We start from the raw sequence: 20,041 nt of genomic DNA on the forward strand, positions 1-20,041 counted from the left end.
ACAGTGCCACACTTCCGGACCATGACCCTCCGCCCACCGCATGTGAATCCCGGTGACCGCGTCCGTTTCGTCTCCCCGGCCAGCACACCGGACCGCGAACTGGTCGCGCACGGCGTGGACCTCGTCACGAGCTGGGGCCTCCAGGTCGAGCTCGGTACGCACGCCTTCGACATCCACGGCTACCTCGCCGGCACCGACGAGGACCGCCTGGCCGACCTCAACGACGCGATCCGCGATCCGGGAGTACGGGCGATCTTCGCCACCCGCGGCGGCAAGGGCTCGTACCGGATCGCCGACGGCCTCGACTTCGACGCCGTACGCCGCGATCCTAAACCGCTGATCGGCTTCAGCGACATCACCGCCCTGCACCTCGCCCTGTGGAAACACACCGGCCTCGCCGGGATCCACGGGCCGTCCATGAGCTGGTACGAACCGAACTGCGGTCCCGAGTGCGCCGAGGCCCTGCGCCGCGCACTGATGACGACCGACGACATCGTCGTACGCCAGAATCCGAACGAACTGAGCGCCGTCCTCACCAAAGGCGACCCCGCAACAGGCTTCCTGATGGGCGGCAACCTCGACGCCCTCCGCTGCTCCATCGGCGTCGACCTGTGCAGCCTGGACGGCGGCATCCTCCTGATCGAGGAGAACCACGGCACCGGCCTCGGCATGATCGACCGCCAACTCACCCAGCTCATCAGATCAGGCCTACTCAACGGCCTCCGGGGCGTCGCCGTAGGCCGGATCACCGGCTTCGAGGACGACCTGATCAACGGCTGGACCGTAGTAGACGTCCTCCGCGACCGCCTGTCGAACCTCAACGTCCCAGTCCTCGGAGGTCTCCCCATCGGCCACGGCGCCCAACCCGCCACCGTGCCCCTCGGCACCCAAGCAACAATCAACCCAACAGCAGGCACACTGACCGTCGCCCCAGGCGTCAGCTGAACCGGGGGAGGGCGAGCTAACCGTCCGCTGGACCTGTGAGAATTGCCGCATGCAGCCCGTCGCCGTCGTGATCACCGGTCCGGTCGGCGCCGGCAAGACCACGACCATGCAGGTTCTCGCCGAAGAACTCGCCCGGCAAGGTGAGACCGTCGCCGCACTCGATCTCGACAACCTCCGTGCCCTGTGGCCGGACGACTCGAACGATCCGTTCCACACCCAGCTCGGACTGACCAACCTCAGCGCCATCTGGCCCCAGTTCGCGGAACGCGGAGCCCGTTGGCTGCTGCTGACAGACATCGTCGAACATCCCGACCAGCGCACCGACTACGAAGCCGCGCTGCCCGGCGCCCAGATCGTCGTCGTCCGGCTGGACGTACCACTCGACCGGCTCCACGAGCGGCTACGTCGCCGAGAGTCCGGCGAATCCCTGACCTGGCACCTGCACCGCAGCGTCGAACTGCACCAGCTGATGACCGAGCGCGGCGTCGGCGACATCGTCATCACAGTCGACGGCGAAGACCCACAACAAGTCGCCACGCTCATGCTCGAGAAGATTCAGCAGTCCGGTTCGCAGACGTAGAGCTGAAGCGCGGAGTCGGCGGCGAACGGCGTACGAGACCAGTCGCCGAAGCGTTCGACCACCCGGAGACCGCCGAGCGCCAGCAGCAACGGCAATTCCCGGGGAAAGATGCTCCGAATCTCCAGCGGCGCAACCACGAAGTCGGCCTCGGAATCGGTCGAGAAGTACCACCTGCCGCGCGTCACCTGCGCGGCCGCGTCGTAGGTCTCCGCGACGTCGACGTGCACCACGCCACGATCGGGATCCACGTACGACAACGCGTCGCGCCTGCGTCGAACGCCGTCGGCCTGCGCGAGCATGTGCACGCTCGGGTTGAACACGTCGAAGATGAGCCGTGCCCCGGGCGCCAGGTGCTTTCGCACCGACCGGAAGCAGCCCACCAGGTCCTCGGCTTCCTGCAGATGGAGCAGCGAATTGGCCGCGATGAACACGAGATCGAAGGTCCTTCCCAGGTCGAACTCGCGCATGTCGCCCTGCACCCACTCGATCTCCACGCCCCGCTCGCCGGCCTTCCGCCGAGCCTCAGCCAGCATCTCCGGCGAGAGCTCCAGACCTGTGCACGGACGCCCGTCCAACCCAATCGGGATCAACTTCTGCCCGGTGCCACACCCAAGTTCCAGCACACACCCGGCTTGCCGATCGGCCTCGGCCCGGTAGAAGTCGACAGCCTGCTCGCCGCCAGGAAACAACCGGTCGTACAACTTCGCGTCCGAGTAGAACTGCTCACTCATGAGACACACGCTCCCTAAACTCGCCCGGGTCAGGGCGCGATGTCTTTCCGCATCTCGACCTGGACCGGCCGGAAGCCCTGCCGTTCATAGAAGCTTCCAGCTGTGTCGTTCTGGCTGTGCACCTGCAGCGTGATCGCGACGACATCCTCCTGACGGGCCAACTCTTCCAGCCGTCCGATGAGCATGGCGCCGATCCCATGCCGACGATACGAGGCCCTGACAACAAGGTCGTTGACCCGCATCACGGGACCGTCATAGGAAGCGATGGCCTGCTTCGGCCGAGGCTGGACGGACGCGGCCACGAGCCCAATGAGCCTGCCGCCCCAGCCTCAGCGACGAAGAGATACAGCCCACTGGTTCCGTACCGCATTCATTGGAGCACCGTAGCCACCAGCTGAACTGGTGAGCAGGGGAGTAGCGTCACACAGACGTAAGTTCGAGGAAGAGGAAGCAGATGAACGAGCGTCCGTCCTCGGTGGGCAGGAGCTCTGGGGGAGTGTCGGCGGCCGGCGGTGGCTCGCTCACCTTCGAGATGCGGAAGCCTGCGTCGATAAAGGCGTTCAAGACGGCGTGCAGGGGACGGTGCCAGTAGGTCATCCACACTGTCTGACCGTCCATCTCGTAGTCGTCGGAGTACTGGGTGAGCGCGAAGTAGTCGGCGTCCGAATGGCCCACGGCGTACACGGTGGGATGCATGGTCGCCACGAGCAGCCGCCCTCCTGGTTTCAGCACCCGCCGCAACTCGGCAAGCGGCCGCGTCCAGTCCTTGATGTAGTGCAGGACCAGAGACGCAACCGCCAGGTCGAACTCGCTGTCACCGTAGGGCAGCCGGGCAGCCAGGTCTGCAATCCTGAGGTCGACGTCATCGCCCAATCGTTGCCGCGCCAACTCGATCATCGCGGCACTACCGTCGAACCCCGAGACATCGGCACCTTTGTCCTGCAACTGCTTGCTCAACGGACCGGCGCCGCATCCAACGTCGAGCACCCGAAGGCCCGACACGTCACCCGCCATCCGAAGCAGTTCCGGCCGCGCGTAATAGGCGTTGTAGAGGCTGTTGTCGTTGGCTGAGGAGTACGCAGCAGCGAACGCGTCGTACTGACCCGGCTCGGGATCCTGTGCGGAAGGCATGGGCCGTTCCTACCAGTCGGCCGGTTCGTTGCTTCCACTAACGGAGCTTCTGAAAGACGAGGCAGTAGTCACCGCTGATGAAGTCGAGTGGGCGGTCCCATTGAAGGTACGTCTCGCCACGGAAGGCGAGGTGGGGTCGCAGCATGTGCGCGATGTCCCACGCCAACGGAGTAACGACATCACCCGTTCGGATGTTCGCGGCGTTGATCACCAGGTAGCCGGCGTCGCGCAGGCAGTCCTTGACGGCCAGGAACACACGCAGCAGCTCGTCCAGGTACGTCGAGTAGTCACCGTCCAGGGTTGAGTAGCCCGTGAGCGGGTTCTGAGGATGGTCGACAGCGCTCATGTACGGCGGTGACGTCAGACAAAGATCCACCTGCCCGATCTCGAGCCGATGGAGCTGTCGCGCATCCCCTTCGATGACCACGCCGTTCGAACCGAGCCGCTGCCTGATGAGCGCCGCTCGCTCTGGCAGCAGTTCGACGCCGACCGGTTTCCGGCCCATCTGATGGCTGACGACCAGCGTCGTCCCATAGCCGGCGAACGGATCCAGGACGACGTCCCCAACAGACGAATACTGCTCCAGCACTTCACGGACGAGCGCCTGGGTGAAGTGGACATCTTCGAACCCCGCCTCCGGCCGCTCCGCCACCAGTTCGTCAGCCGAAATCTTCAGGACTCGCTCCACCTACGGAGCATGGCAGGCGCCCGGGTCAGCTGCGCCGGCCAGCAGCGACGTACCGGCGGTCGCTGAGTCACCGGCGTGGCGTTCGAATGGTCGACGGGTCGCGCGGCGCGTGTGCTCAGGACCCGACGAAGTCGGTTACAGAAGTCGACGTACTCGGCGTAGGTGGCCGCGGAGTCGATGGCGTGTTGTTCGATCAGGAACGTCGGAAAGGCAGGGGCGAGACAAGGTCTCTCATCGGTTCCAACTCGCCATACTTAATCGCCGATAACGGACATTATGTCAACTAGTAGCCTGCGTACTGCATCAGATGAATCAATCACCTCGACCGCAGTCGCTACCCCGTCGACGAGTCGGAACGCTCCACGACGCGGTCAGGTGCTTCGCGCGGGAAGCTGATCGAGTGCGGCGCGGAGGAACGCGTCGCGGCGTTCGGTGATGGCCGCTGCGTCCAGCGGGCTACCGTCGTCAGCGAACGCCGGGAAGTCGTGCATCACGGTCGGCGTGTTGAGCGCGGCCACCGCATCCCAGTAAGGAACAGACGTTGCCGCCCGACCGGCCTGCCGCTGCCAGCCGTCCAGCACATGGCCCGGCGCGTCCTGGCCGTACTGAAGGGACATCTGCATCCGCAGGCTGCCGAGATCGACCCCCGGATCGCCGACGCCGGCCGTCTTCCAGTCGATCAGCGCGACGCAACGATCTCCCTCCCACAGCATGTTGCCGGCCCAGACGTCGCCATGCACGAACACCGACGCGGACGCGGGCACACCGTGCGATCTGACCCGCTCGTCGGCCCGCCGCAGAAGAGGGGTGGTCGGCATCGAGCCTTGCCGGCGTTCGCCGGCGAGGTCGTCAACGGCGCACGGCCGAGGGCGGTACGGCAGGTGGGCCTGAGCCTCCATGTTGAAAGCGTGGACCCTGGCAAGGGCGGCTCCTCCTTCCCAGAGCCGGGCGACCGAAGCCGTCGGCGGGAAATCGGCGCTGCCGGACAGGAAGGTCTCCAGGGTGGTGACGGTTCCGCTCCCCCTCCCGCCGAAATCGGCGGCGACAAGCCGCGGCGCGGCTATGCCATGGGCCTCGGCCAGCTGAAGGGCTCGGGCGTTCGTGATCAGCCACGCGGCGGCGATCCAGCCCCGGACCGGTACCTTCAAGATCATGTCCGTGGCCTGGGCCGCCGACCCCTCGATTCTCAGGCGGAACGTGCCAGAAGGGCGGTGGCTCCCGCGACCTAGGCTTTCGATGGAAAGCTGGCTCCTGCCGGCACCCAGGACACCACACGCCCAAGCCAGCGCAGCCTCACGTGGCGAATGAATCATCTTCGAAGGTTCCCTTCAACAGTGAATGTGTATGAAGGGGAACGAAGGGAAGATGGAACTCTCCCGCCCACCAGTACGGTTTCACACCTCCCCCCTTAGATCAAGCGCGGTCCGGTCGGGGGCTTGGAGGCGGGTGCCTATCCCCTGGTTGCGACGACCGTGTAGTTCTCGGCCTCGAGATCGAATGTGCTTACGTCCGTTCGGAGTCCGGCCCGCTGGAGTTCGTCTTGGAGTTCCTCGTAGCGGTAGGGCCAACAGGACAGCACTTCCGAGCGGACAAGAACCGACCCAGTCGTATCAACCTGCGCGATCGCAATCTCGATGTGGTGCTCTTCTTCCCAATTCGGCGCGATCTCCCAGCGGTAGATCACGACGGCGTCGCGACCGTTCCGGCGGACGAGTCGGTCATTGATGTCGAGCCGGGAACCTCTGGCCCGCACGAGTTCCCACGTGCGGGAGGTGAGTACCAAACGTCCGCCAGGGCGCAGGAGACGTGACATCGACTCCAGAGCAGCTCCCCTGCCGGTCGCGCCCACGGCATGGTGAAGCGAGTTGCCAACGCAGAACACCATGTCGAACGTGCCGTCCTCGAAATGGTCGGGCAACTCCTCCCAGTTCGCCCGCAGAGCCTGGACGGATGCCCCGAACTCCTCCGACAACTCTGCAGTCCGACGAACCATCGCTTCGCTGGCGTCAGTTGCGACAACCTGCATGCCACGACCGGCGAGGCCAACCGCCAGCTGTCCGGTTCCGCACGAACAGTCGAGGACGTGAGCGTTCGACGGCAGGAGGCTGAGAACGTCATCGAACGACGCAGCGAACTGGGCCGGCGGCAACTTTGCGTCCGAGATGAGCCATTCGTACACCTCGGCGAGCACGTCATAACCCGTCACAATCACTACCTCCATCATGCGGCAGGCTCACGGCGGATGGTGTCACCTGTCGCGTTCGGTGCTGACGATCAGGAAGTTCGGCAAGGCGACGTACGACTCGATCGCGTCGATTCCGCTGTCGCGTGCGACCTGTGGATCAAGTCGGGGTTCGCACAGTTCAATTACGCGACATCCGAGACCGGCGACCTCGTTGATGTACGCCGACAGCGGGCGGTGGAAGTCGGGTGCAAAGCCGTCTGGCATCTCGTACTCATCCAGGTACCGGTCGAGTTCGTAATGACCGTGATCCCGCCACGTTGGGTAGAGATTCTCGAACGCCGGATGAGTGATCGAGAACACGAACCGGCCGCCCGGCTTGAGTGCGCCGACGCACGCTGCCATCGCCGACTGCCAGTCGGGTATGGCGAGCAGCACCATGCTGCAGACGACCGCATCGAACGGCTGACCAACCTCCGGCAACGTCGAGAGATCAGCTTGTACGAACCTGATCCCCTGCCGCCGCTCCTGCTCGAGCCTCTCAGCGCGCGCCAGCAGTGCGGCAGCCGGCTCAACACCAACGACTTCAGCTCCGCGTGCGGCCAGCAGCCGGCTCAGATAGCCCTCGCCACTGCCTGCATCGAGGACTTTCCGACCGTCGACGGGCCCCAGCATGCGGAGCAGGTTCTCATTCATCAAGTGGCGCTTGGGGAAGTCGCCCTGATCGTCGTACGCCTCAATCGCGTCTGTCGGCATCGCCGACCACGCTGCGATCGCCTCGGCGTTGCTGATCGTGGACATGGGGCCACACCTCTCAGGCAACAGATAGGCCGGGACAGCCATGTAACCTACCGCGTCGCTGAGCGAACTCTGTGTGCGGCCGAGTGCACGAGGTTTGCGGCTGAGCCGGTGACGTCGTGCACTCGGCCGGACAGGTCAGGGCACGACCACGACGTCGCCGACCATGCCCATGCCGTCATGGATGGCGCAGATGTAGTGGAACCTTCCCGTTGTGGTGAAGGTGACCTTGAACGGTGCCCCCGGTGTGAGGACGCCGCTGTTCAGGTCGCCGCCGGCGTAGTGGGTCGGGTCGCCGGAGGGGGCAAGGATGGCGAGACCGGGCGGCTCTTGGCCGAAGGTCACCGTGTGCGGTGCGCCTGGTCCAGCCACGAAGAACGACACCGTCTCCCCCACGTGCACCACGAGGTGGTCACGCACGAATCGCATCACTCCGAAGCCGTCTCCCTCCACCGCGACCTGCACGCTTGAGCCGGTGGTGGACTGGGCCTGCCGGGCCTCCCGCCACGCGGTGCGGCCGTCGAAGAGCTTGGCTTGGGCTTGCTGCCTGCCTACCCGGTTGTAGTCCTGCTGGGTGTACGGGTAGGCAGTGCCGGCGGTACGGACGTGCACCGTGCCGGTCATCATCTGGCCGTGTACGAGGCAGTAGTAGGTGAAGTCGCCTGTCTTGGTGAAGGTCAGGTGGTACGTGGTCGCGGGGTTGGTGAAGACGAAGATCGGCTGGGTGGCCATGATGCCGGAGTTGTGGTAGCCGGTGCCGTCGTAGACCGAGGAACCCTGGGGGTTGGTTTGGGACGGGTCGAACGGGTTGAAGTCTGTCAGTGCCGTCCCCGGTGCGAGGAACGTGACGGTGTGCGGCTCGGCGCTGTCGGACGTCCACTGGACTGTGTCGCCTGCATTGACCCAGACGTTCTTGGGCAGGAATGCCATGGCGGTCACCGCCATGTCGGGGGTCTCGGCGCCGACCCGGACATGCCAGGTGACTGGGGCGGCCGCCGACGCGCTCGAACCTGCGGCGACAGGAACGATGACGGCGCAGATGGAGACGACGGCCATGACAAGCCGCCGCCGAACGGGTTTACCGAACATGGGACGCTCCTAACGCTGGGCTCACGGTCACGGTCGCGGCCGCTTCGGAGACCAGGCGCGCACGTCAATGCCCCCCTTGTTGCGTCGGGCAAAGCCATCCGCCCCCAGGCCTGGACCGACGTTTTGAGAGTCCATCGCCCGAGTCCGACCGTCAAGAGCCTGGACTGGGACGAGAAACGCCACACCGCGAAGCTGAACAGAGCCTCACTCGCCGGCACCGGACGAGGCAGAATTAGTTACCATCTGGGTCTCGCATGAGGCGCGTAGAGACCCAGTTGCACGCCGTTCACCTGCTTGCCGTTGGGCCAGGCGGACGGTCACGGCAAAGGAAAATCGGCTGATTGTGGTGATGGGCTGGCCTAGGGTCTTGGGTTGATGATTGACGCCTTCGCGCCGCGGCTTCGTGGGCCGGGTTCTGTCGTGGCGCTTGCGGCGGCTGCGGTTGCGGCCGTGGGTTTCACGCTGGGCAGTGTCGTGGCTGGGATGCTGGCGGCGCGGCCCAGTTGGCGGTTGGTTGGGTTGCTGATGGTGTGTGTTGTCGGCGGGGCCGTGATCAACAGCGTCGGCAAGGTCGTTTGGGTCGGTGTGTCGGACAGGGTCGAAGGCCGGCTTCGCGAGGACGTTCTGCTGGCCGCGATCCGGCAGCCGCTGGCCGTACTGAGTGAGCAAGCCGTCGGCGAGATCCTGGATCGGGTTGACGACGACTCTCACGAGGTCGGTGCTCTGCTGCGTTCGCAGGTGTGGATGCTGGCGGGGATCGTCCTCGGGACGATCCCGATGTGGATCGTTGCCGGGGCGACCTGGTGGCCGGCCGTTGTGCTCTTCCCGGTGCTGGCGGTGGTCACCTGGTACGCCGTACGCAAGCTTCTGGCCGAGCTCGCTGGGCGGAAGGTCGTCGAGGAGATCGCCTGGACCGATCACACCGCCGTACTCGAGGAAGGCATCGCCGGCCGCGACGATCTCCGGACGAGTCTCGGCCAGGCGCACGTCCTGCTCCGGGTGGCCCGGCTGTCGGCCGTGGTGCACGAGAAGTTCAACTCGAGGGTCAGTGTGGACAGCCGGATCGCCCGGCGGGCCGGCGTGTTGTTGCAGTCGCTGGGATCGTCCTTGCTGTCGACGGCCGCCTTTCTGTGGCGCGGTTGGTGACCCTGTTTCTGGTCACCTCGACCTTCGTCGGGCAGATCGCGACGCTCGCCAACAATCTCCCCCAGCTCCAGGCCGGGCTCGGCGCGCTCACCCGGCTGCGACAGCTGCTTGCCGCCGAACCCGAACCGGAGGGTGGGCTCGAGTTGCCGTTGGACGGTCCGGTGGACCTCGAGCTCCGCGACCTGGACTTCTCGTACGCCGAGGGCACCTTCGCCCTCCGCGACGTCAACCTGCGGGTGCTGGACGGTCAGACGATCGCCTTGGTCGGACGTACCGGCTCCGGGAAGTCGACCCTGGCGTCGTTGATCTCGCGAGCCGTCGAGGCTCCCCCAGGCACCGTCTTCCTTGCCGGTCACGACGTACGCGATCTTGATCTGCAGAAGCTACGCGCGGCAATCGGTGTGGTCACTCAGAAGACGGAGATTCTCGCCGGCAGCCTGGCCCAGAACGTTGCCTTGTTCAACGACGACCTGCCGAGGTCGGTGATCGAGGCAGCCGTGGTGGAACTCGGGCTCGCCGCCTGGGTCGCGGGTCTGCCGGACGGTCTCGACACGCTGCTCGGCCCGGGCGGTACGTCGTTGTCCGCCGGCGAGGAGCAGCTGGTCGCGTTCGCCCGGCTGCTGGTCCGCGACGTCAGGGTGGTGATCCTTGACGAGGCGACCGCACGGATGGATCCGCTCACTGAGCGGCTGGTGATCGCCGCGTCGGACCGGCTGCTGTCCGGACGTACGGGCGTTTTGATCGCCCACCGCCTCTCGACCATCGCCCGGGCACCACTGGTCGCGGTACTCGATCATGGCCGGGTCGTCCAGCAGGGGGTTCGTGCCGAACTGGCCCTCTCCCCCGGACCGTTCCGGGAACAGTTGCTGGCCGGCGAATCCGCGTACGACGGTCACCCGGCCGACTCCCCCGCCGAACCGATCGAACCGATCGAACCGATCGAGCCGGCCGGAGCGGCCGAAGCAGCCGGAGCAGCCGGAGCGGCCGAACCGGCCGAAGCGGTTGGAGGGCGGCGGCGTATCGGTGTACCGCCGCGAGCTGCCGAGGTCGGCTCCGGTCCGGGTCTGGCTCGCGGTGTCGTGCATGCGCTGCTGATCCGTCCGCGATGGAGCGTGATCGGCGCGCTGATGTTCCTGCTCGCGGGCCTGACCGGCGCACAAGGCGCGGTCACCGGTCTGGTCTGGGGCCACACTGTCGAAGCCCTGCAACACGGGCGCGCACCGTGGTGGCTGACTGTCGCCCTCGCGGCGACCCTGCTCGCTGCCCCGCTACTGCTGGCCGAAGGTCTCAGGCGATATCCGCGCCGTGCGGCCGAGGTGATGCTCCGGACCCGGATGTCGGTGCTCTTCGGCCAGACCAGACACCACCGACTACCTCGTACGCCGCCGGGCGAGGTAGTCGCCCGCGCCATGGACGCCGACCGGATCATCGGCTACGGCGACCGCTGGGTCGATTTCCTCAACGCCCTGGTGATCGCCGTCGTCACCGCGCTGCTCGGCGGCACGTGGCTGGCAGGCGGCGTACTACTGGCCGTGATGCTTCTGTCAGCGCTGGCTTCGGCCGTCGGCCGTCCTGTCGCCGGTCGGTCGGCCGCCGCAGCGTCGGCCGCCCGAGCCCGGTTCGGGCGCGCGCTGGTGTCCGCGCTGGAGGCGATCCGGACGATCAAATTGGCAGCTGCGACGCCGCAGGTACACGCTCATTTGCGGTACGTCGACGGTGGCCGGGTGGACGCCGCGGTGCGGGAACACCGGGTGCAAGCCTGCCTCGACGGCATCCCCGTCGTGGTCGTGCAGATCGGCGTGGTCGCGGCGTGGGCGGCGTACGCCGGAAACAGCTGGAGCCTGGCCACCGCACTGCTGGTCGCGAATGCCGTCAACGGGTTCGAATACTTCGGACGGGTCGCGAGTTCCGTCGTCACGGACGCGCCGGGTACGCGGGTCTGGCAGGCCGAGACCAGTCGCTTTGCCGGCGGCGCCGACCTGATGGATCTGCCGCCTGGTGTCGACCTGGTCGCCGGAAGCGCGCCCGGACCCGGGCCGGTCCCCCGGACTCGGCTGCTTCGGTTGGATCTGGTCGATCTCAGTGCGATCCACGACGACGGTACGGTCGGCGTGTCTGGCGTCGACTTGGCCGTTGAGGCCGGGCAGTTGGTGCTTTTGGTCGGGCAGGTCGGTTCGGGTAAGTCCAGTCTGCTCTCCGCGCTGGCCGGACTGATCGATCATCGCGGCCAGCTGCGGTGGAACGGCGTACTCGTCGACGATCCGCAGCTGTTCCTGCGTCCGGGTCAGGTCGCGCATGTTGCGCAGGTACCGCGGGTGCTGTCCGGGAGTTTCGCGGACAACGTACGGCTCGGGCACGATCGAGCGTTCGAGGGTCCGGTTGCGGGCGCGCGTCTGGGCGCCGATGTCGCTGATGCCGGCGGCGAGGACGCGCTGGTCGGGCATCGCGGCGTACGACTCTCCGGCGGGCAGGTTCAGCGGCTCGCGCTTGCCCGGGCGCTGGCGACCGATGCGGAGCTGTTGCTGGCCGACGACGTGTCCAGCGCCTTGGATGCCACGACCGAGATCGAGCTGTGGAGGGGGCTGCGGGAGCGCGGGGCGACAGTCATCGGCGCTACCTCGAAACGGGCCGCGCTGGCGCAGGCGGATCGGGTGGTCGTGCTGGTCGACGGCGAGGTCTCCGCGGTCGGTCCGTGGTCGGAACTCGCCCCGCGTTGGTCTCACCTAGCTGGCTGAACCTAGTGGCCGGAGCTTGAAGAGCAGGATCCCGAGGTGCTTGTTCATCCATGCCTGTTTGTGCGGGAAGCGGCGGCGAGCGTCGTCGGACAGTTGGGGTTCGCGGGTGGTCTCGATCCACAGGCCGGCGGCGCTGAAGATGTTGAGCAGGTCGGAGATTGTGTACGGGCGCTTGGTGAGAGTGATCTGGTCGTTCCAGCGGTGGGCGTAGGAGAATTCGTCGGTGGAGAAATACTCTTCACCCAGGGTCGTACCATTCTGTTCGGCCCGTTCGACGGCGTATCGAATTGGATGTGTTCTGGTCAGCAGAATGAATCCGTCGTCGGCCAGCTTCGCCCGTGCTGCTTTCAGGGTGCGAACTGGATCTTTTGCGTAGCCGAAGGACTGGAGGAAGAGGATTCGGTCGAAGGTGCGGCCGGCGAGTGCGGGGACCGAATCCAGTTCGGAGAGGTCGCCTTGGATCAGCTCGAGGCCGCTGAGGAAGTTGCCGCTGACATCGAGGCCTACACAGTCGGTCGCTCCGTCTTGGACCAGCTCGGCGAGTTTTCCGCCGTTGCCGCAGCCGAGGTCGAGGATTGAGCGGCCGGCGACGTCGCCCAACAGGTCTCGTTCTGCGGGCCATTCGACCAGGCGGTCCAGTGAATCCTCTCTGGCTCGGGCCTGCTCGTAGTGCGGGGCGAGTTCCAGCCACGGTTTCACGTCTGAGTCCTCTTTCAGGCCGGTGGATTCAATGCTGAGGTGAGGCGCTTGTGTAGTGCGGTCAGGGTGGCTTGGTTTCGGTTTGGTTGTGGGGTTTTGGTGTCGTGCCAGTGGGTCAGTTCGTTGGCGAGCCAGGTCAAGGCGGTGTGTTCGGCGAGGCGTTGTTCGATGACGAGTTCGGATGTTGCGGTCGTGATGTGCAGGCGCTCCGGGAACGGGCCGCCGTCGGCGAGGAGGCTGTCGAGCATTGCCAGGCCGGCCTGCATTTCCTGCTGAATTTGTTCCAGGCGTTCGGCGACGCGCGCCTTCAGGGTTGCCAGGTCGGATTGGTCGGCGAAGATCAGGCGTAGGGCGATCTCGCTGTTGGTGCCGGTTGGCGTGACCGGCGTGTCCAGCCAGCGGCGGATCGCTCGGCGGCCGGCTTCCGCGGCGCGCCAGCGCTGACCGGCCCTGCTGCCGGCCTCGACGGGAACCGCTTCAGCAAGGCCGCGTTCGGCCAGCCGCTTCGGCTCCCCCAGCAGGCCGCGACGACTTGCCGTCCACACCCAACGCAGCGAACGCTGAGTCTGCTCGGCCAGCGCGTACGCCGTCATCGGCGCGGTCGCCAGCAGTCCGAGGACTGCCAGTGCATTGAGCGACGGCAGGTCGCCGCCCTCCTGCTTCGAGTCGTCTCTTGCCATGGCGATGAGTGTAGTGCAAACTGCACCTCAATGGTGCATTCTGCACCGTGAAGGAAGGTTCGGCGATGACGCTGACGACGACCTCCGAGGCGGAGCTCGAGGCCCGCACCCGGATTGCCTTCGAACGGTTCTGCGGGCTGCTGGCCCGCAGCGATCCGCAACGTGCGCTGGTGAACTCGACCTGGACCTGCCGCGACGTTGCTGCCCACCTGCTCGACGTCCTCCGCCGTTACACCCGGCGAGATCTCACCGCGCCCGCGGGGCTCGCCGAGTCGCCGCTCGAAGTACGCGAGCTCAACGGTCAGGACCTGGCCGGCCACGACGACGCCTCGGTGACTGACCTGCTCCCCCTGCTCAGGTCCGAGTTCGAGGCGTACGTCGCGCTCGAGATCCCGCTGGAGGCACGTTTCCCGTTCCACGCCGGGCAGACCATCGACGGAGCCGGCGCGCGCGGGAATCTGCTCGGCGAACTGCTCATCCACGGCTGGGATGTCGCGAAAGCGATGATGGATCGCTGGCCGATCGAGCCGCGCGACGCCGTACTCCATGTCAACGCCGGACTGCAGGTCGCCCCCGGCTGGCTCGACACCTCCGCTGCCGCGGGCACCCGGTTGCGCGCTCGGCTGCACGTCGCCGGTGGCCGGCCGCAGTTGATGTCGATCGACGACGGCACCTGCACAGTCACAGATGCCGACGCCTTCGACGGACCTGTCGACGTCGTTCTGTGGAGCAGGGCGGCACCGCTCGATCTGCTGTTCGTGAAGCGAATCGGGCTGGCAGGCGCCGTACGTCGCGGCCTCATGATCGTCGGCGGCCGGCGTCCGTGGCTCGGTACGCAGATCCCTGGCCTGTTCCTCCCCGTCTAGCCGGTGAGCGAGGCAACGATGTCGGTGAAGGCGTCGCGGGCCGGGTCTTCGATGTCTTTCAGCGCGGCCAGTGCGCAGGCGGACGGTGGCAGGTCGCGGATCGGGATCGCGAGTACGTCGGGGTGCTGGAAGTGTTCCGCGAACGGCGCGACGGTCGGGTGTACGAGGCGCCCTCGGGCCAGGAGGTACAGCAACTCGGCGTTGTCGTCGACCGCCGCGTCGACGAAGTGGATCTCGCGCCCGGACGGCGTCCTGGACGGGCAGGTTGCCTCGGCTGCTTCGGGCGTGAGTCCGTACGGGCGCCTGACGGCATGATCTGCCAGATCCTCGACGGACAGGTCGGCGCGGTCGGCGAGTGGATGCGTACGGCCGACCATCACGACGCGCTGGTCGTCCGCGCTCAGCACCGGGCCGACGACGATGTCCGGCTGGTCGAGCGGCAGGCGCGTCACGACCAGGTCGACCTCGCGACGGCGCAGTGGGCCGAGGCGATCGTTGAACGGCGTGGTGCTCAGCTGCACGGTGGCACCGGCGTACGTCGCCTCGAACTGCTCGATCGCGCGGCTCAGTACGTCCACGCCGGAGGCGGCGTTGAGCAGCCCTACCCGCACGATCCCGGGGCCGCTCCCCCGGAACGTCGCCGTACGCAGGGCTCGTTCCAGGCCGTTGACCGCGGGGCCGAGGTCGGCGTACAGCGCGGAGCCGCCTTCGGTGAGTTCGACGACGCGGCTGGTACGACGGAACAGCTGGCGGCCGCCCAGCTTCCGTTCGAGAGCTCGTACGGTCTGGCTGACCCGTGAGGTCGTCAGGCCGAGGCGCGCCGCTGTGCGGCCGAAGTGCAACTCCTCGGCGAGGACCAGGAACACGCGCAGCTCACGCAACTCGACGTCCGGCATCGTTGAGTGATGCTACACGTTCCGTGCCGCAGATCGGCGTTGATGGCGCCCGCTCGCGCTGCGAAGGTCGAGTCATGGTGATGACGGTGGGCGTACTCACGCCCCACGCGACGGCTGGGCCTGAGATCGAGCTGCCGGAGCTGGCGCCGGTCCGCGTGCGGCTGGCGAAAACGTCCGACAAGCCGGTGACGACCGCCGACGAGTTGCGGGAGCGGGCGCGGCCGGCGGTGCTCGACGAGGCGGTCTCGGTGCTGCTGTCCGAGGTGGATGTGCTCGCGTTCGCGTCGACGGGCTCGGGGTATGCGCTTGGGTACGACGCGGAGTGCGCGCTCGTGGACGGTCTCCGGGAGCGGTGGGGGCGACCGTTCTACAGCACCTGCCTATCAACCGTTTCGGCGTTGCGGTCCCGCGAGGTGGAGCGGGTCAGCGTCGTACATCCGCCGTGGTTCGGGGACGAGCTCAACGATCTCGGCGCGCAGTACTTTCGCCACCAGGGATTCGAGGTTGTTGACGCCCGGCTGGCTGATCTGCCGGACGAAATTCAGCCGGCGACGGTTGTCGAGTGGATTGCGCAGCGGGTCTCCCCCGGCGCTCAAGCAATATTCCTTGGTGGCAACGGATTCCGGGTTGCCCGGGCTGTTCGGCCTTTGGAACGTCTCACCGGATGCCTGGTTCTGGAGGCGAATCAGGTGCTGCTGCAGTCAATTCTTCAGGAGGAGAGATAGCTCATGCGAGATGTCATTCTGTACATGTCGATGTCGTTGGACGGGTTGGTCGGCAGCGAGCGTGAACACCCGGGAATGGCGATTCCCGAAGGTGCTGAGCTCAAGCAGTGGAAGCTGGAGCGGATCAGGACGGCCGGTGCGCATCTGATGGGGCGTACGACGTACCTGGAGATGGCGTCGTACTGGCCGCATTCGGAGGACGAGTACGCGGCGCCGATGAACGACGTACCGAAGGTCGTGTTCTCGAAGACGCTGACCGATGCCGAGGCGAACTGGCCGAGTACGCGGGTGGCGCGGGGGGAACTTGCCGCCGAGATTGCCGCGATCAAGGAGGAGCCCGGTGCGGACGTGATCGTGTGGGGTGGCAGGCGGTTGGCGGGGGCGCTGGCTGCCGCGGATCTGATCGACGAGTACCGGCTGCTGATCCAGCCGCTGGTGCTGGGTGCGGGTGAGGCATTGTTCGATCAGCTTCCGGCCTCGCGTCATTTGAAGCTGGTCGAGGCGTTGCCGTTTTCGAGCGGTGTCGTCGTACATATCTATCGGCGCGAGGGTTAGCCGAGGCAGAGGCAGAACGGGTGGCCGTCGGGGTCGAGCATGACGCGGTGTTCCGCGGGGCGTGGTTGGACCGGGGCGAGGGTGGCGCCGCATTCGGTCGCCCAGGCGACGGCGACGTCCAGGTCGTCGACGCCGAGGTCCAGGTGCGTCGTGGAGGTCTGCTCACCGTCGACGGCCGGCCAGTGCGGTCGCCGGTAGCCGGCTTCGTAGTCGAAGTTCAGGGCCGGCTCGGCGACACCTTCAGGCGGACAGACGAGCGCGTAACCAGCCTCGGCCGGTTCGCCGGGGCGCGGTCCTTCTTCTCGAATGTACGACCAGCCGAGCAACCGCGAGTAGAACCGCGCCAACTCACGCGGGCGAGCAGCCATGATCGTCAAGGCCCCGAGCCGGATTCTTGGTCCCATTTGACTATTGTGCGTCAGGTGTTGCGTGGGCCGCTGTGGATGTGAATGTGGAGGTGCTTGGAATCTTGGTAATTTCCTAGATTCGTGAGTACGGCGGCGGCGCCGTGGGTCTGCTCGACGCGTGCGGCGATGGTTTGGACGACTTCGAACAGACGGCGTGCGGTCGATTCGTCGGCCGCAGTCACCGTGGTGAGCGAGGCGATGTGGCGTTTCGGGACGACGACGATATGCGTCGCCCAGTACGGGCGGGTGTGGTGGAACGCGAGTACCTGGTCGTCCTCGTGGACGACGTTCAGGTGGGTGGGGTTGGGGATGGCGATGTCGCAGTAGAAGTCGTCACCGGTGTACGGCTGCATCTTGGGAGGGTAGGCGGAACGGCGGGCGGGTGGTCCAGGTTGTCCAGCGCCAGAGGTATTCGAGGGGGCCTTGGGGGTGGTGGCGGAGCCAGAGGGTGGAGCAGAGGGATTGGGTGGTGAGGATGCCGGCGGCGATCAGGACGACGTCCGGGGTGGAGATGGTGTGGAGGTTCAGGACGTGGATGATCGTGAGGACGAGGATGGTGGCGGAGAGGTAGTTCGTGAGGGCCATTCGGCCCATCGGGCTGAAGATTGCCTTCAGGACCGGGCGGAGAGGCGTTCGGAGCAGGATCAGGAGTAGGCAAATGTAGAACGCTGCGACGACGAGTCCGCCGGCGGCGAGTGCGAAGGAGAACGCGCTGTCCCCGCTCTGCAGTTTTGTCTGCCAGATCAGCAGGGGTACGGCGACCAGCGCCAGCGCGAGGGTGATCGCGGGCAGGACGCGGCCCGGCTTCTCCCCCGCGGCCAGGCGGTCGACGATGCCGAGGCGGACCAGCGCCGAACCGGTGAGGAACAGCCCGGCGGTGAGCGAGAAGCGGCCGTCGCCAGTGATCAGCGAGACGAGGATGAGAAGCGGCCCGAGTACGGCGACAGCGCGCGGTGGGAGCCACGTCGACGGGAGCAGGACGAGCAGGCCGACCACGGCGTACGTCGACAGGATGTCGCCCCACCAGAGCAGCAGGAAATGGGCCGCACCGATCACGAGCAGGGTCAGCAGCCGCCGGAGCAGCAGCACCCGCGGCCGCGGCGCTCGTCCCGCCGCCGAGCGGAGCAGGAGCGCGAACCCGATCCCGAAGAGCAGCGCGAAGATCGGCATGAACCGCTGTTCGACGAACAGCCCGAGCCAGGTCGCGTCGTCCGGCTCTCCCGAGGCGGTGATCGTGCGGCCGCCGGAGATCGGCTGGACGTTCGCGAGCAGGATCCCGCACAGCGCGAAGCCGCGGATCACGTCGAGCGCGAGGATCCGCGGCTGTCCGGATGAGGTAGGCATGCCTCAACCCTGACCGGCGCGAGCGGCGGGCGGCAGCGGCCGGAAGTACGTTCGGACAGTACTTTCGGCCGGTTCTGACCGCCGGCGTCCGTTCCGTACGCTGAACCGGTGCGCTTTGCGAGAACGAGTACGGACGTCGCGCTCGGCGGCGTCGTACTCGCGCTGCTCGGATACTCGGCGTACCAGCTCGCAACCGTCTGGGGACCGCAGTACTGGATCCTGGACACGGTGGCGGGCGCGGTCGTCGGGGTGATCGCACTGCTGCGGCGACACGACCAGTGGCGCCCGGCGGTCGCGGGTCTGGGGATCGCCTTCGTCACAGGCCTCGTCGCGTGGACGGCGGGTCTGCCCACGGAGCCGGGGCCTGCGATGGCGGTTGGGCTGGCCGTGTTGGTCGGCTCGGGCGTAGCCACGCTGCCGATCGCCAAGGCGGTGGCAGTGGCCGCCGGCGGGCTGATTGTTGCCGTAGGCAGCGTGTTGGTCGGCCACAGCTCAGGCATCGGCACCGTGAACGTGGCCGGTTGGCTCGTCGCGGTTGTCGCCGGTTCGGCGGTGCGGATCAGGGACGTACGGCGCCACGCCGCCGCCGAACGGATCCGCCAGGACGAGCGGCTCGAGCTGGCCCGCGAACTCCACGACGTCGTCGCCCACCACATCTCCGGCATCGTCCTGCAGGCACAGGGCGCGCGGATCGTGGGGCGCCGGACGCCGTCGCAGTACGACGAATCGCTCGCCGGGATCGAGGCCGCCGGGGCCGACGCGCTGGCGGCGATGCGCCGGATGGTCGGCCTGCTCCGGAGCGACGACGTCGTCCCGGGACCGGTCCGTCTGGACGAACTGCGGGAGCTGGTCGAGCGCTTCGAGGACCGCGGGCCTGCCGTCGAGTTGCAACTGCCGGCAACCGAACCGTCCTGGCCGCCCGAGGTGATGATCACCGTCTGCCGAGTCGTGCAGGAGTCGCTGACCAACGTCGCCCGCCACGCAGCCCACGCGACCACCGTGACGGTCCACGTGGCACAGCTGCACCACACGGTTGCCGTCGAGGTGATCGACGACGCGGAGCCCGCGACCCGGCATCAGCGCGCAGGCTACGGACTGATCGGCCTCCGCGAGCGTGTCGAGGCGCTGGGCGGCACCCTCGCAGCAGGTCCCGGCCCGACGGGCTGGGCAGTGTCGGCCTCTGTCCCATTGGAGCCGGCCCGATGATCAGCGTGCTGCTCGCCGACGACCAGGCGCTGGTCCGCAGCGGCCTGCGGCTGATCCTCGAGAACGAGCCCGACATCCACGTCGTCGCGGAGGCGGCGGACGGCGTCGAGGCGATCGCCCTCGCGCGCGAGCTGCGGCCGGACGTCTGCCTGGTCGACATCCGGATGCCGCGCCTCGACGGGGTCGAGGTCACCCGCGCGCTGGCCGGTCCCGACGTACCCGAGCCGTTGAAGGTCGTCGTCGTGACGACGTTCGACCTCGATGAATACGTCTACGGAGCGCTCCGCGGCGGCGCGGCCGGGTTCATCCTGAAGGACGCCGGGCCGGCGATGCTCACCGAGGCGGTCCGGGCCGCGTACGCCGGGGACGCGCTCGTCTCCCCCTCCATCACGGTCCGGCTGCTCCGCCGGTTGACACCCGCGGCCGGTACGACGGCCCGCACTCCCCTGTCGGATCGCGAGGTCGACGTGGTCCGCGCGATCGCCCGCGGCCGGACGAACCACGAGATCGCGGCCGAGCTGTTCATCTCGCTGAGCACGGTCAAGGGACACGTCGCCGGCATCCAGACCAAGCTCAAGGCCCGGAACCGCACCGAGGTCGCGGTCTGGGCCTGGCAGTCCGGACTGGTGTAGACCGCC

23 protein-coding genes are annotated in these 20,041 nt (G+C 67.1%); 9 read left to right on the forward strand and 14 right to left on the reverse strand.

What is annotated here, in order from left to right; translation table 11 throughout:
* Positions 1–21 precede the first annotated feature (21 nt).
* Both ACQHIV_RS09700 and ACQHIV_RS09705 read left to right on the forward strand, forming a co-directional pair.
* Positions 22–945: a S66 peptidase family protein gene (locus ACQHIV_RS09700; RefSeq protein WP_427893145.1), complete on the forward strand. Its 924-nt coding sequence runs from the start codon at positions 22–24 to the stop codon at positions 943–945.
* Positions 946–994: 49 nt separating this feature from the next.
* A complete protein-coding gene (locus ACQHIV_RS09705) occupies positions 995–1,525 on the forward strand; it encodes a zeta toxin family protein (RefSeq protein ID WP_427893146.1) in 531 nt (176 codons plus the stop codon).
* Here the strand turns inward: ACQHIV_RS09705 and ACQHIV_RS09710 are convergent.
* From ACQHIV_RS09710 to ACQHIV_RS09745, 8 genes are all read right to left on the reverse strand, one after another.
* Positions 1,501–2,256: a class I SAM-dependent DNA methyltransferase gene (locus tag ACQHIV_RS09710; protein WP_427893147.1), complete on the reverse strand. Its 756-nt coding sequence runs from the start codon at positions 2,254–2,256 to the stop codon at positions 1,501–1,503. The two genes, ACQHIV_RS09705 and ACQHIV_RS09710, sit on opposite strands and share 25 nt — an antisense overlap.
* A gap of 29 nt (positions 2,257–2,285) precedes the next feature.
* The gene (locus tag ACQHIV_RS09715) at positions 2,286–2,567 is read right to left on the reverse strand and encodes a GNAT family N-acetyltransferase (RefSeq protein ID WP_427896447.1); all 282 of its coding nucleotides are present in this window, start codon (positions 2,565–2,567) and stop codon (positions 2,286–2,288) included.
* Between the two features lie 109 nt (positions 2,568–2,676).
* Positions 2,677–3,387: a class I SAM-dependent methyltransferase gene (locus ACQHIV_RS09720; protein ID WP_427893148.1), complete on the reverse strand. Its 711-nt coding sequence runs from the start codon at positions 3,385–3,387 to the stop codon at positions 2,677–2,679.
* 37 nt (positions 3,388–3,424) lie between these two features.
* Positions 3,425–4,075: a DNA methyltransferase gene (locus ACQHIV_RS09725; RefSeq protein WP_427893149.1), complete on the reverse strand. Its 651-nt coding sequence runs from the start codon at positions 4,073–4,075 to the stop codon at positions 3,425–3,427.
* A 371-nt stretch (positions 4,076–4,446) separates the two neighbouring features.
* Positions 4,447–5,229: a phosphotransferase family protein gene (locus ACQHIV_RS09730; protein WP_427893150.1), complete on the reverse strand. Its 783-nt coding sequence runs from the start codon at positions 5,227–5,229 to the stop codon at positions 4,447–4,449.
* 296 nt (positions 5,230–5,525) lie between these two features.
* Positions 5,526–6,299, reverse strand: a complete 774-nt coding sequence (locus ACQHIV_RS09735; protein ID WP_427893151.1) for a class I SAM-dependent methyltransferase — start codon at positions 6,297–6,299, stop codon at positions 5,526–5,528.
* A gap of 24 nt (positions 6,300–6,323) precedes the next feature.
* Complete coding sequence (locus tag ACQHIV_RS09740; protein ID WP_427893152.1) at positions 6,324–7,058, reverse strand: class I SAM-dependent methyltransferase; 735 nt, start codon at positions 7,056–7,058, stop codon at positions 6,324–6,326.
* 135 nt (positions 7,059–7,193) lie between these two features.
* The gene (locus ACQHIV_RS09745) at positions 7,194–8,144 is read right to left on the reverse strand and encodes a cupredoxin domain-containing protein (protein ID WP_427893153.1); all 951 of its coding nucleotides are present in this window, start codon (positions 8,142–8,144) and stop codon (positions 7,194–7,196) included.
* Between the two features lie 450 nt (positions 8,145–8,594).
* Here ACQHIV_RS09745 and ACQHIV_RS09750 point away from each other — a divergent pair, with 450 nt between their 5' ends.
* Together ACQHIV_RS09750 and ACQHIV_RS09755 are read left to right on the forward strand one after the other, a co-directional pair.
* Positions 8,595–9,290 carry an ABC transporter transmembrane domain-containing protein gene (locus tag ACQHIV_RS09750; RefSeq protein WP_427893154.1) on the forward strand — a complete coding sequence of 232 codons (696 nt, stop codon included), beginning with the start codon at positions 8,595–8,597 and terminating at the stop codon, positions 9,288–9,290.
* Complete coding sequence (locus ACQHIV_RS09755; RefSeq protein ID WP_427893155.1) at positions 9,287–12,025, forward strand: ATP-binding cassette domain-containing protein; 2,739 nt, start codon at positions 9,287–9,289, stop codon at positions 12,023–12,025. Before ACQHIV_RS09750 ends, ACQHIV_RS09755 begins: the two co-directional genes overlap by 4 nt.
* Here the strand turns inward: ACQHIV_RS09755 and ACQHIV_RS09760 are convergent.
* Together ACQHIV_RS09760 and ACQHIV_RS09765 are read right to left on the reverse strand one after the other, a co-directional pair.
* The gene (locus ACQHIV_RS09760) at positions 12,014–12,724 is read right to left on the reverse strand and encodes a class I SAM-dependent methyltransferase (RefSeq protein ID WP_427893156.1); all 711 of its coding nucleotides are present in this window, start codon (positions 12,722–12,724) and stop codon (positions 12,014–12,016) included. The genes ACQHIV_RS09755 and ACQHIV_RS09760 overlap by 12 nt on opposite strands.
* A 14-nt stretch (positions 12,725–12,738) precedes the next feature.
* The gene (locus ACQHIV_RS09765; protein WP_427893157.1) at positions 12,739–13,404 is read right to left on the reverse strand and encodes a PadR family transcriptional regulator; all 666 of its coding nucleotides are present in this window, start codon (positions 13,402–13,404) and stop codon (positions 12,739–12,741) included.
* Between the two features lie 65 nt (positions 13,405–13,469).
* Here ACQHIV_RS09765 and ACQHIV_RS09770 point away from each other — a divergent pair, with 65 nt between their 5' ends.
* On the forward strand, positions 13,470–14,270 hold the full coding sequence (locus tag ACQHIV_RS09770; RefSeq protein ID WP_427893158.1) for a hypothetical protein: 801 nt from the start codon (positions 13,470–13,472) through the stop codon (positions 14,268–14,270).
* Here ACQHIV_RS09770 and ACQHIV_RS09775 read toward each other — a convergent pair.
* Positions 14,267–15,166, reverse strand: coding sequence for a LysR family transcriptional regulator (locus ACQHIV_RS09775; RefSeq protein WP_427893159.1), 900 nt, complete (start codon positions 15,164–15,166; stop codon positions 14,267–14,269). The two genes, ACQHIV_RS09770 and ACQHIV_RS09775, sit on opposite strands and share 4 nt — an antisense overlap.
* 23 nt (positions 15,167–15,189) lie before the next feature.
* Here ACQHIV_RS09775 and ACQHIV_RS09780 point away from each other — a divergent pair, with 23 nt between their 5' ends.
* Together ACQHIV_RS09780 and ACQHIV_RS09785 are read left to right on the forward strand one after the other, a co-directional pair.
* Complete coding sequence (locus ACQHIV_RS09780; protein ID WP_427893160.1) at positions 15,190–15,891, forward strand: hypothetical protein; 702 nt, start codon at positions 15,190–15,192, stop codon at positions 15,889–15,891.
* 3 nt (positions 15,892–15,894) lie between these two features.
* On the forward strand, positions 15,895–16,446 hold the full coding sequence (locus ACQHIV_RS09785) for a dihydrofolate reductase family protein (RefSeq protein WP_427893161.1): 552 nt from the start codon (positions 15,895–15,897) through the stop codon (positions 16,444–16,446).
* Here ACQHIV_RS09785 and ACQHIV_RS09790 read toward each other — a convergent pair.
* Genes ACQHIV_RS09790 through ACQHIV_RS09800 form a run of 3 tightly spaced genes read right to left on the reverse strand, consistent with a single transcriptional unit; the run spans position 16,443 to position 18,197 of the window.
* Positions 16,443–16,850 carry a VOC family protein gene (locus tag ACQHIV_RS09790; protein ID WP_427893162.1) on the reverse strand — a complete coding sequence of 136 codons (408 nt, stop codon included), beginning with the start codon at positions 16,848–16,850 and terminating at the stop codon, positions 16,443–16,445. The genes ACQHIV_RS09785 and ACQHIV_RS09790 overlap by 4 nt on opposite strands.
* Positions 16,851–16,864: 14 nt before the next feature.
* Positions 16,865–17,206: an HIT family protein gene (locus ACQHIV_RS09795; protein WP_427893163.1), complete on the reverse strand. Its 342-nt coding sequence runs from the start codon at positions 17,204–17,206 to the stop codon at positions 16,865–16,867.
* The gene (locus tag ACQHIV_RS09800) at positions 17,187–18,197 is read right to left on the reverse strand and encodes a DUF418 domain-containing protein (RefSeq protein ID WP_427893164.1); all 1,011 of its coding nucleotides are present in this window, start codon (positions 18,195–18,197) and stop codon (positions 17,187–17,189) included. Before ACQHIV_RS09800 ends, ACQHIV_RS09795 begins: the two co-directional genes overlap by 20 nt.
* Before the next feature lie 108 nt (positions 18,198–18,305).
* Between ACQHIV_RS09800 and ACQHIV_RS09805 the strand changes: the two genes are divergently transcribed.
* Both ACQHIV_RS09805 and ACQHIV_RS09810 read left to right on the forward strand, forming a co-directional pair.
* Positions 18,306–19,403 (forward strand): sensor histidine kinase, encoded by a 1,098-nt coding sequence (locus tag ACQHIV_RS09805; protein WP_427893165.1) that lies wholly within the window; start codon positions 18,306–18,308, stop codon positions 19,401–19,403.
* On the forward strand, positions 19,400–20,035 hold the full coding sequence (locus ACQHIV_RS09810; protein ID WP_427893166.1) for a response regulator: 636 nt from the start codon (positions 19,400–19,402) through the stop codon (positions 20,033–20,035). Before ACQHIV_RS09805 ends, ACQHIV_RS09810 begins: the two co-directional genes overlap by 4 nt.
* The last annotated feature ends 6 nt before the right edge of the window (positions 20,036–20,041 follow it).

This window comes from Kribbella polygonati, from assembly GCF_050320105.1.
In the GTDB taxonomy this organism is placed as follows: Bacteria; Actinomycetota; Actinomycetes; order Propionibacteriales; family Kribbellaceae; genus Kribbella.

Excerpts from the sequence above, each read along its gene's own strand:
- ACQHIV_RS09745 (WP_427893153.1), bottom strand. The coding sequence starts at position 8,144 with ATGTTCGGTAAACCCGTTCGGCGGCGGCTTGTCATGGCCGTCGTCTCC.
- ACQHIV_RS09775 (WP_427893159.1), bottom strand. The coding sequence starts at position 15,166 with ATGCCGGACGTCGAGTTGCGTGAGCTGCGCGTGTTCCTGGTCCTCGCC.
- ACQHIV_RS09810 (WP_427893166.1), top strand. The coding sequence starts at position 19,400 with ATGATCAGCGTGCTGCTCGCCGACGACCAGGCGCTGGTCCGCAGCGGC.
- ACQHIV_RS09785 (WP_427893161.1), top strand. The coding sequence starts at position 15,895 with ATGCGAGATGTCATTCTGTACATGTCGATGTCGTTGGACGGGTTGGTC.
- ACQHIV_RS09720 (WP_427893148.1), bottom strand. The coding sequence starts at position 3,387 with ATGCCTTCCGCACAGGATCCCGAGCCGGGTCAGTACGACGCGTTCGCT.
- ACQHIV_RS09730 (WP_427893150.1), bottom strand. The coding sequence starts at position 5,229 with ATGATCTTGAAGGTACCGGTCCGGGGCTGGATCGCCGCCGCGTGGCTG.
- ACQHIV_RS09765 (WP_427893157.1), bottom strand. The coding sequence starts at position 13,404 with ATGGCAAGAGACGACTCGAAGCAGGAGGGCGGCGACCTGCCGTCGCTC.
- ACQHIV_RS09770 (WP_427893158.1), top strand. The coding sequence starts at position 13,470 with ATGACGCTGACGACGACCTCCGAGGCGGAGCTCGAGGCCCGCACCCGG.
- ACQHIV_RS09790 (WP_427893162.1), bottom strand. The coding sequence starts at position 16,850 with ATGGGACCAAGAATCCGGCTCGGGGCCTTGACGATCATGGCTGCTCGC.
- ACQHIV_RS09740 (WP_427893152.1), bottom strand. The coding sequence starts at position 7,058 with ATGTCCACGATCAGCAACGCCGAGGCGATCGCAGCGTGGTCGGCGATG.
- ACQHIV_RS09735 (WP_427893151.1), bottom strand. The coding sequence starts at position 6,299 with ATGATGGAGGTAGTGATTGTGACGGGTTATGACGTGCTCGCCGAGGTG.
- ACQHIV_RS09795 (WP_427893163.1), bottom strand. The coding sequence starts at position 17,206 with ATGCAGCCGTACACCGGTGACGACTTCTACTGCGACATCGCCATCCCC.
- ACQHIV_RS09700 (WP_427893145.1), top strand. The coding sequence starts at position 22 with ATGACCCTCCGCCCACCGCATGTGAATCCCGGTGACCGCGTCCGTTTC.
- ACQHIV_RS09710 (WP_427893147.1), bottom strand. The coding sequence starts at position 2,256 with ATGAGTGAGCAGTTCTACTCGGACGCGAAGTTGTACGACCGGTTGTTT.
- ACQHIV_RS09800 (WP_427893164.1), bottom strand. The coding sequence starts at position 18,197 with ATGCCTACCTCATCCGGACAGCCGCGGATCCTCGCGCTCGACGTGATC.
- ACQHIV_RS09705 (WP_427893146.1), top strand. The coding sequence starts at position 995 with ATGCAGCCCGTCGCCGTCGTGATCACCGGTCCGGTCGGCGCCGGCAAG.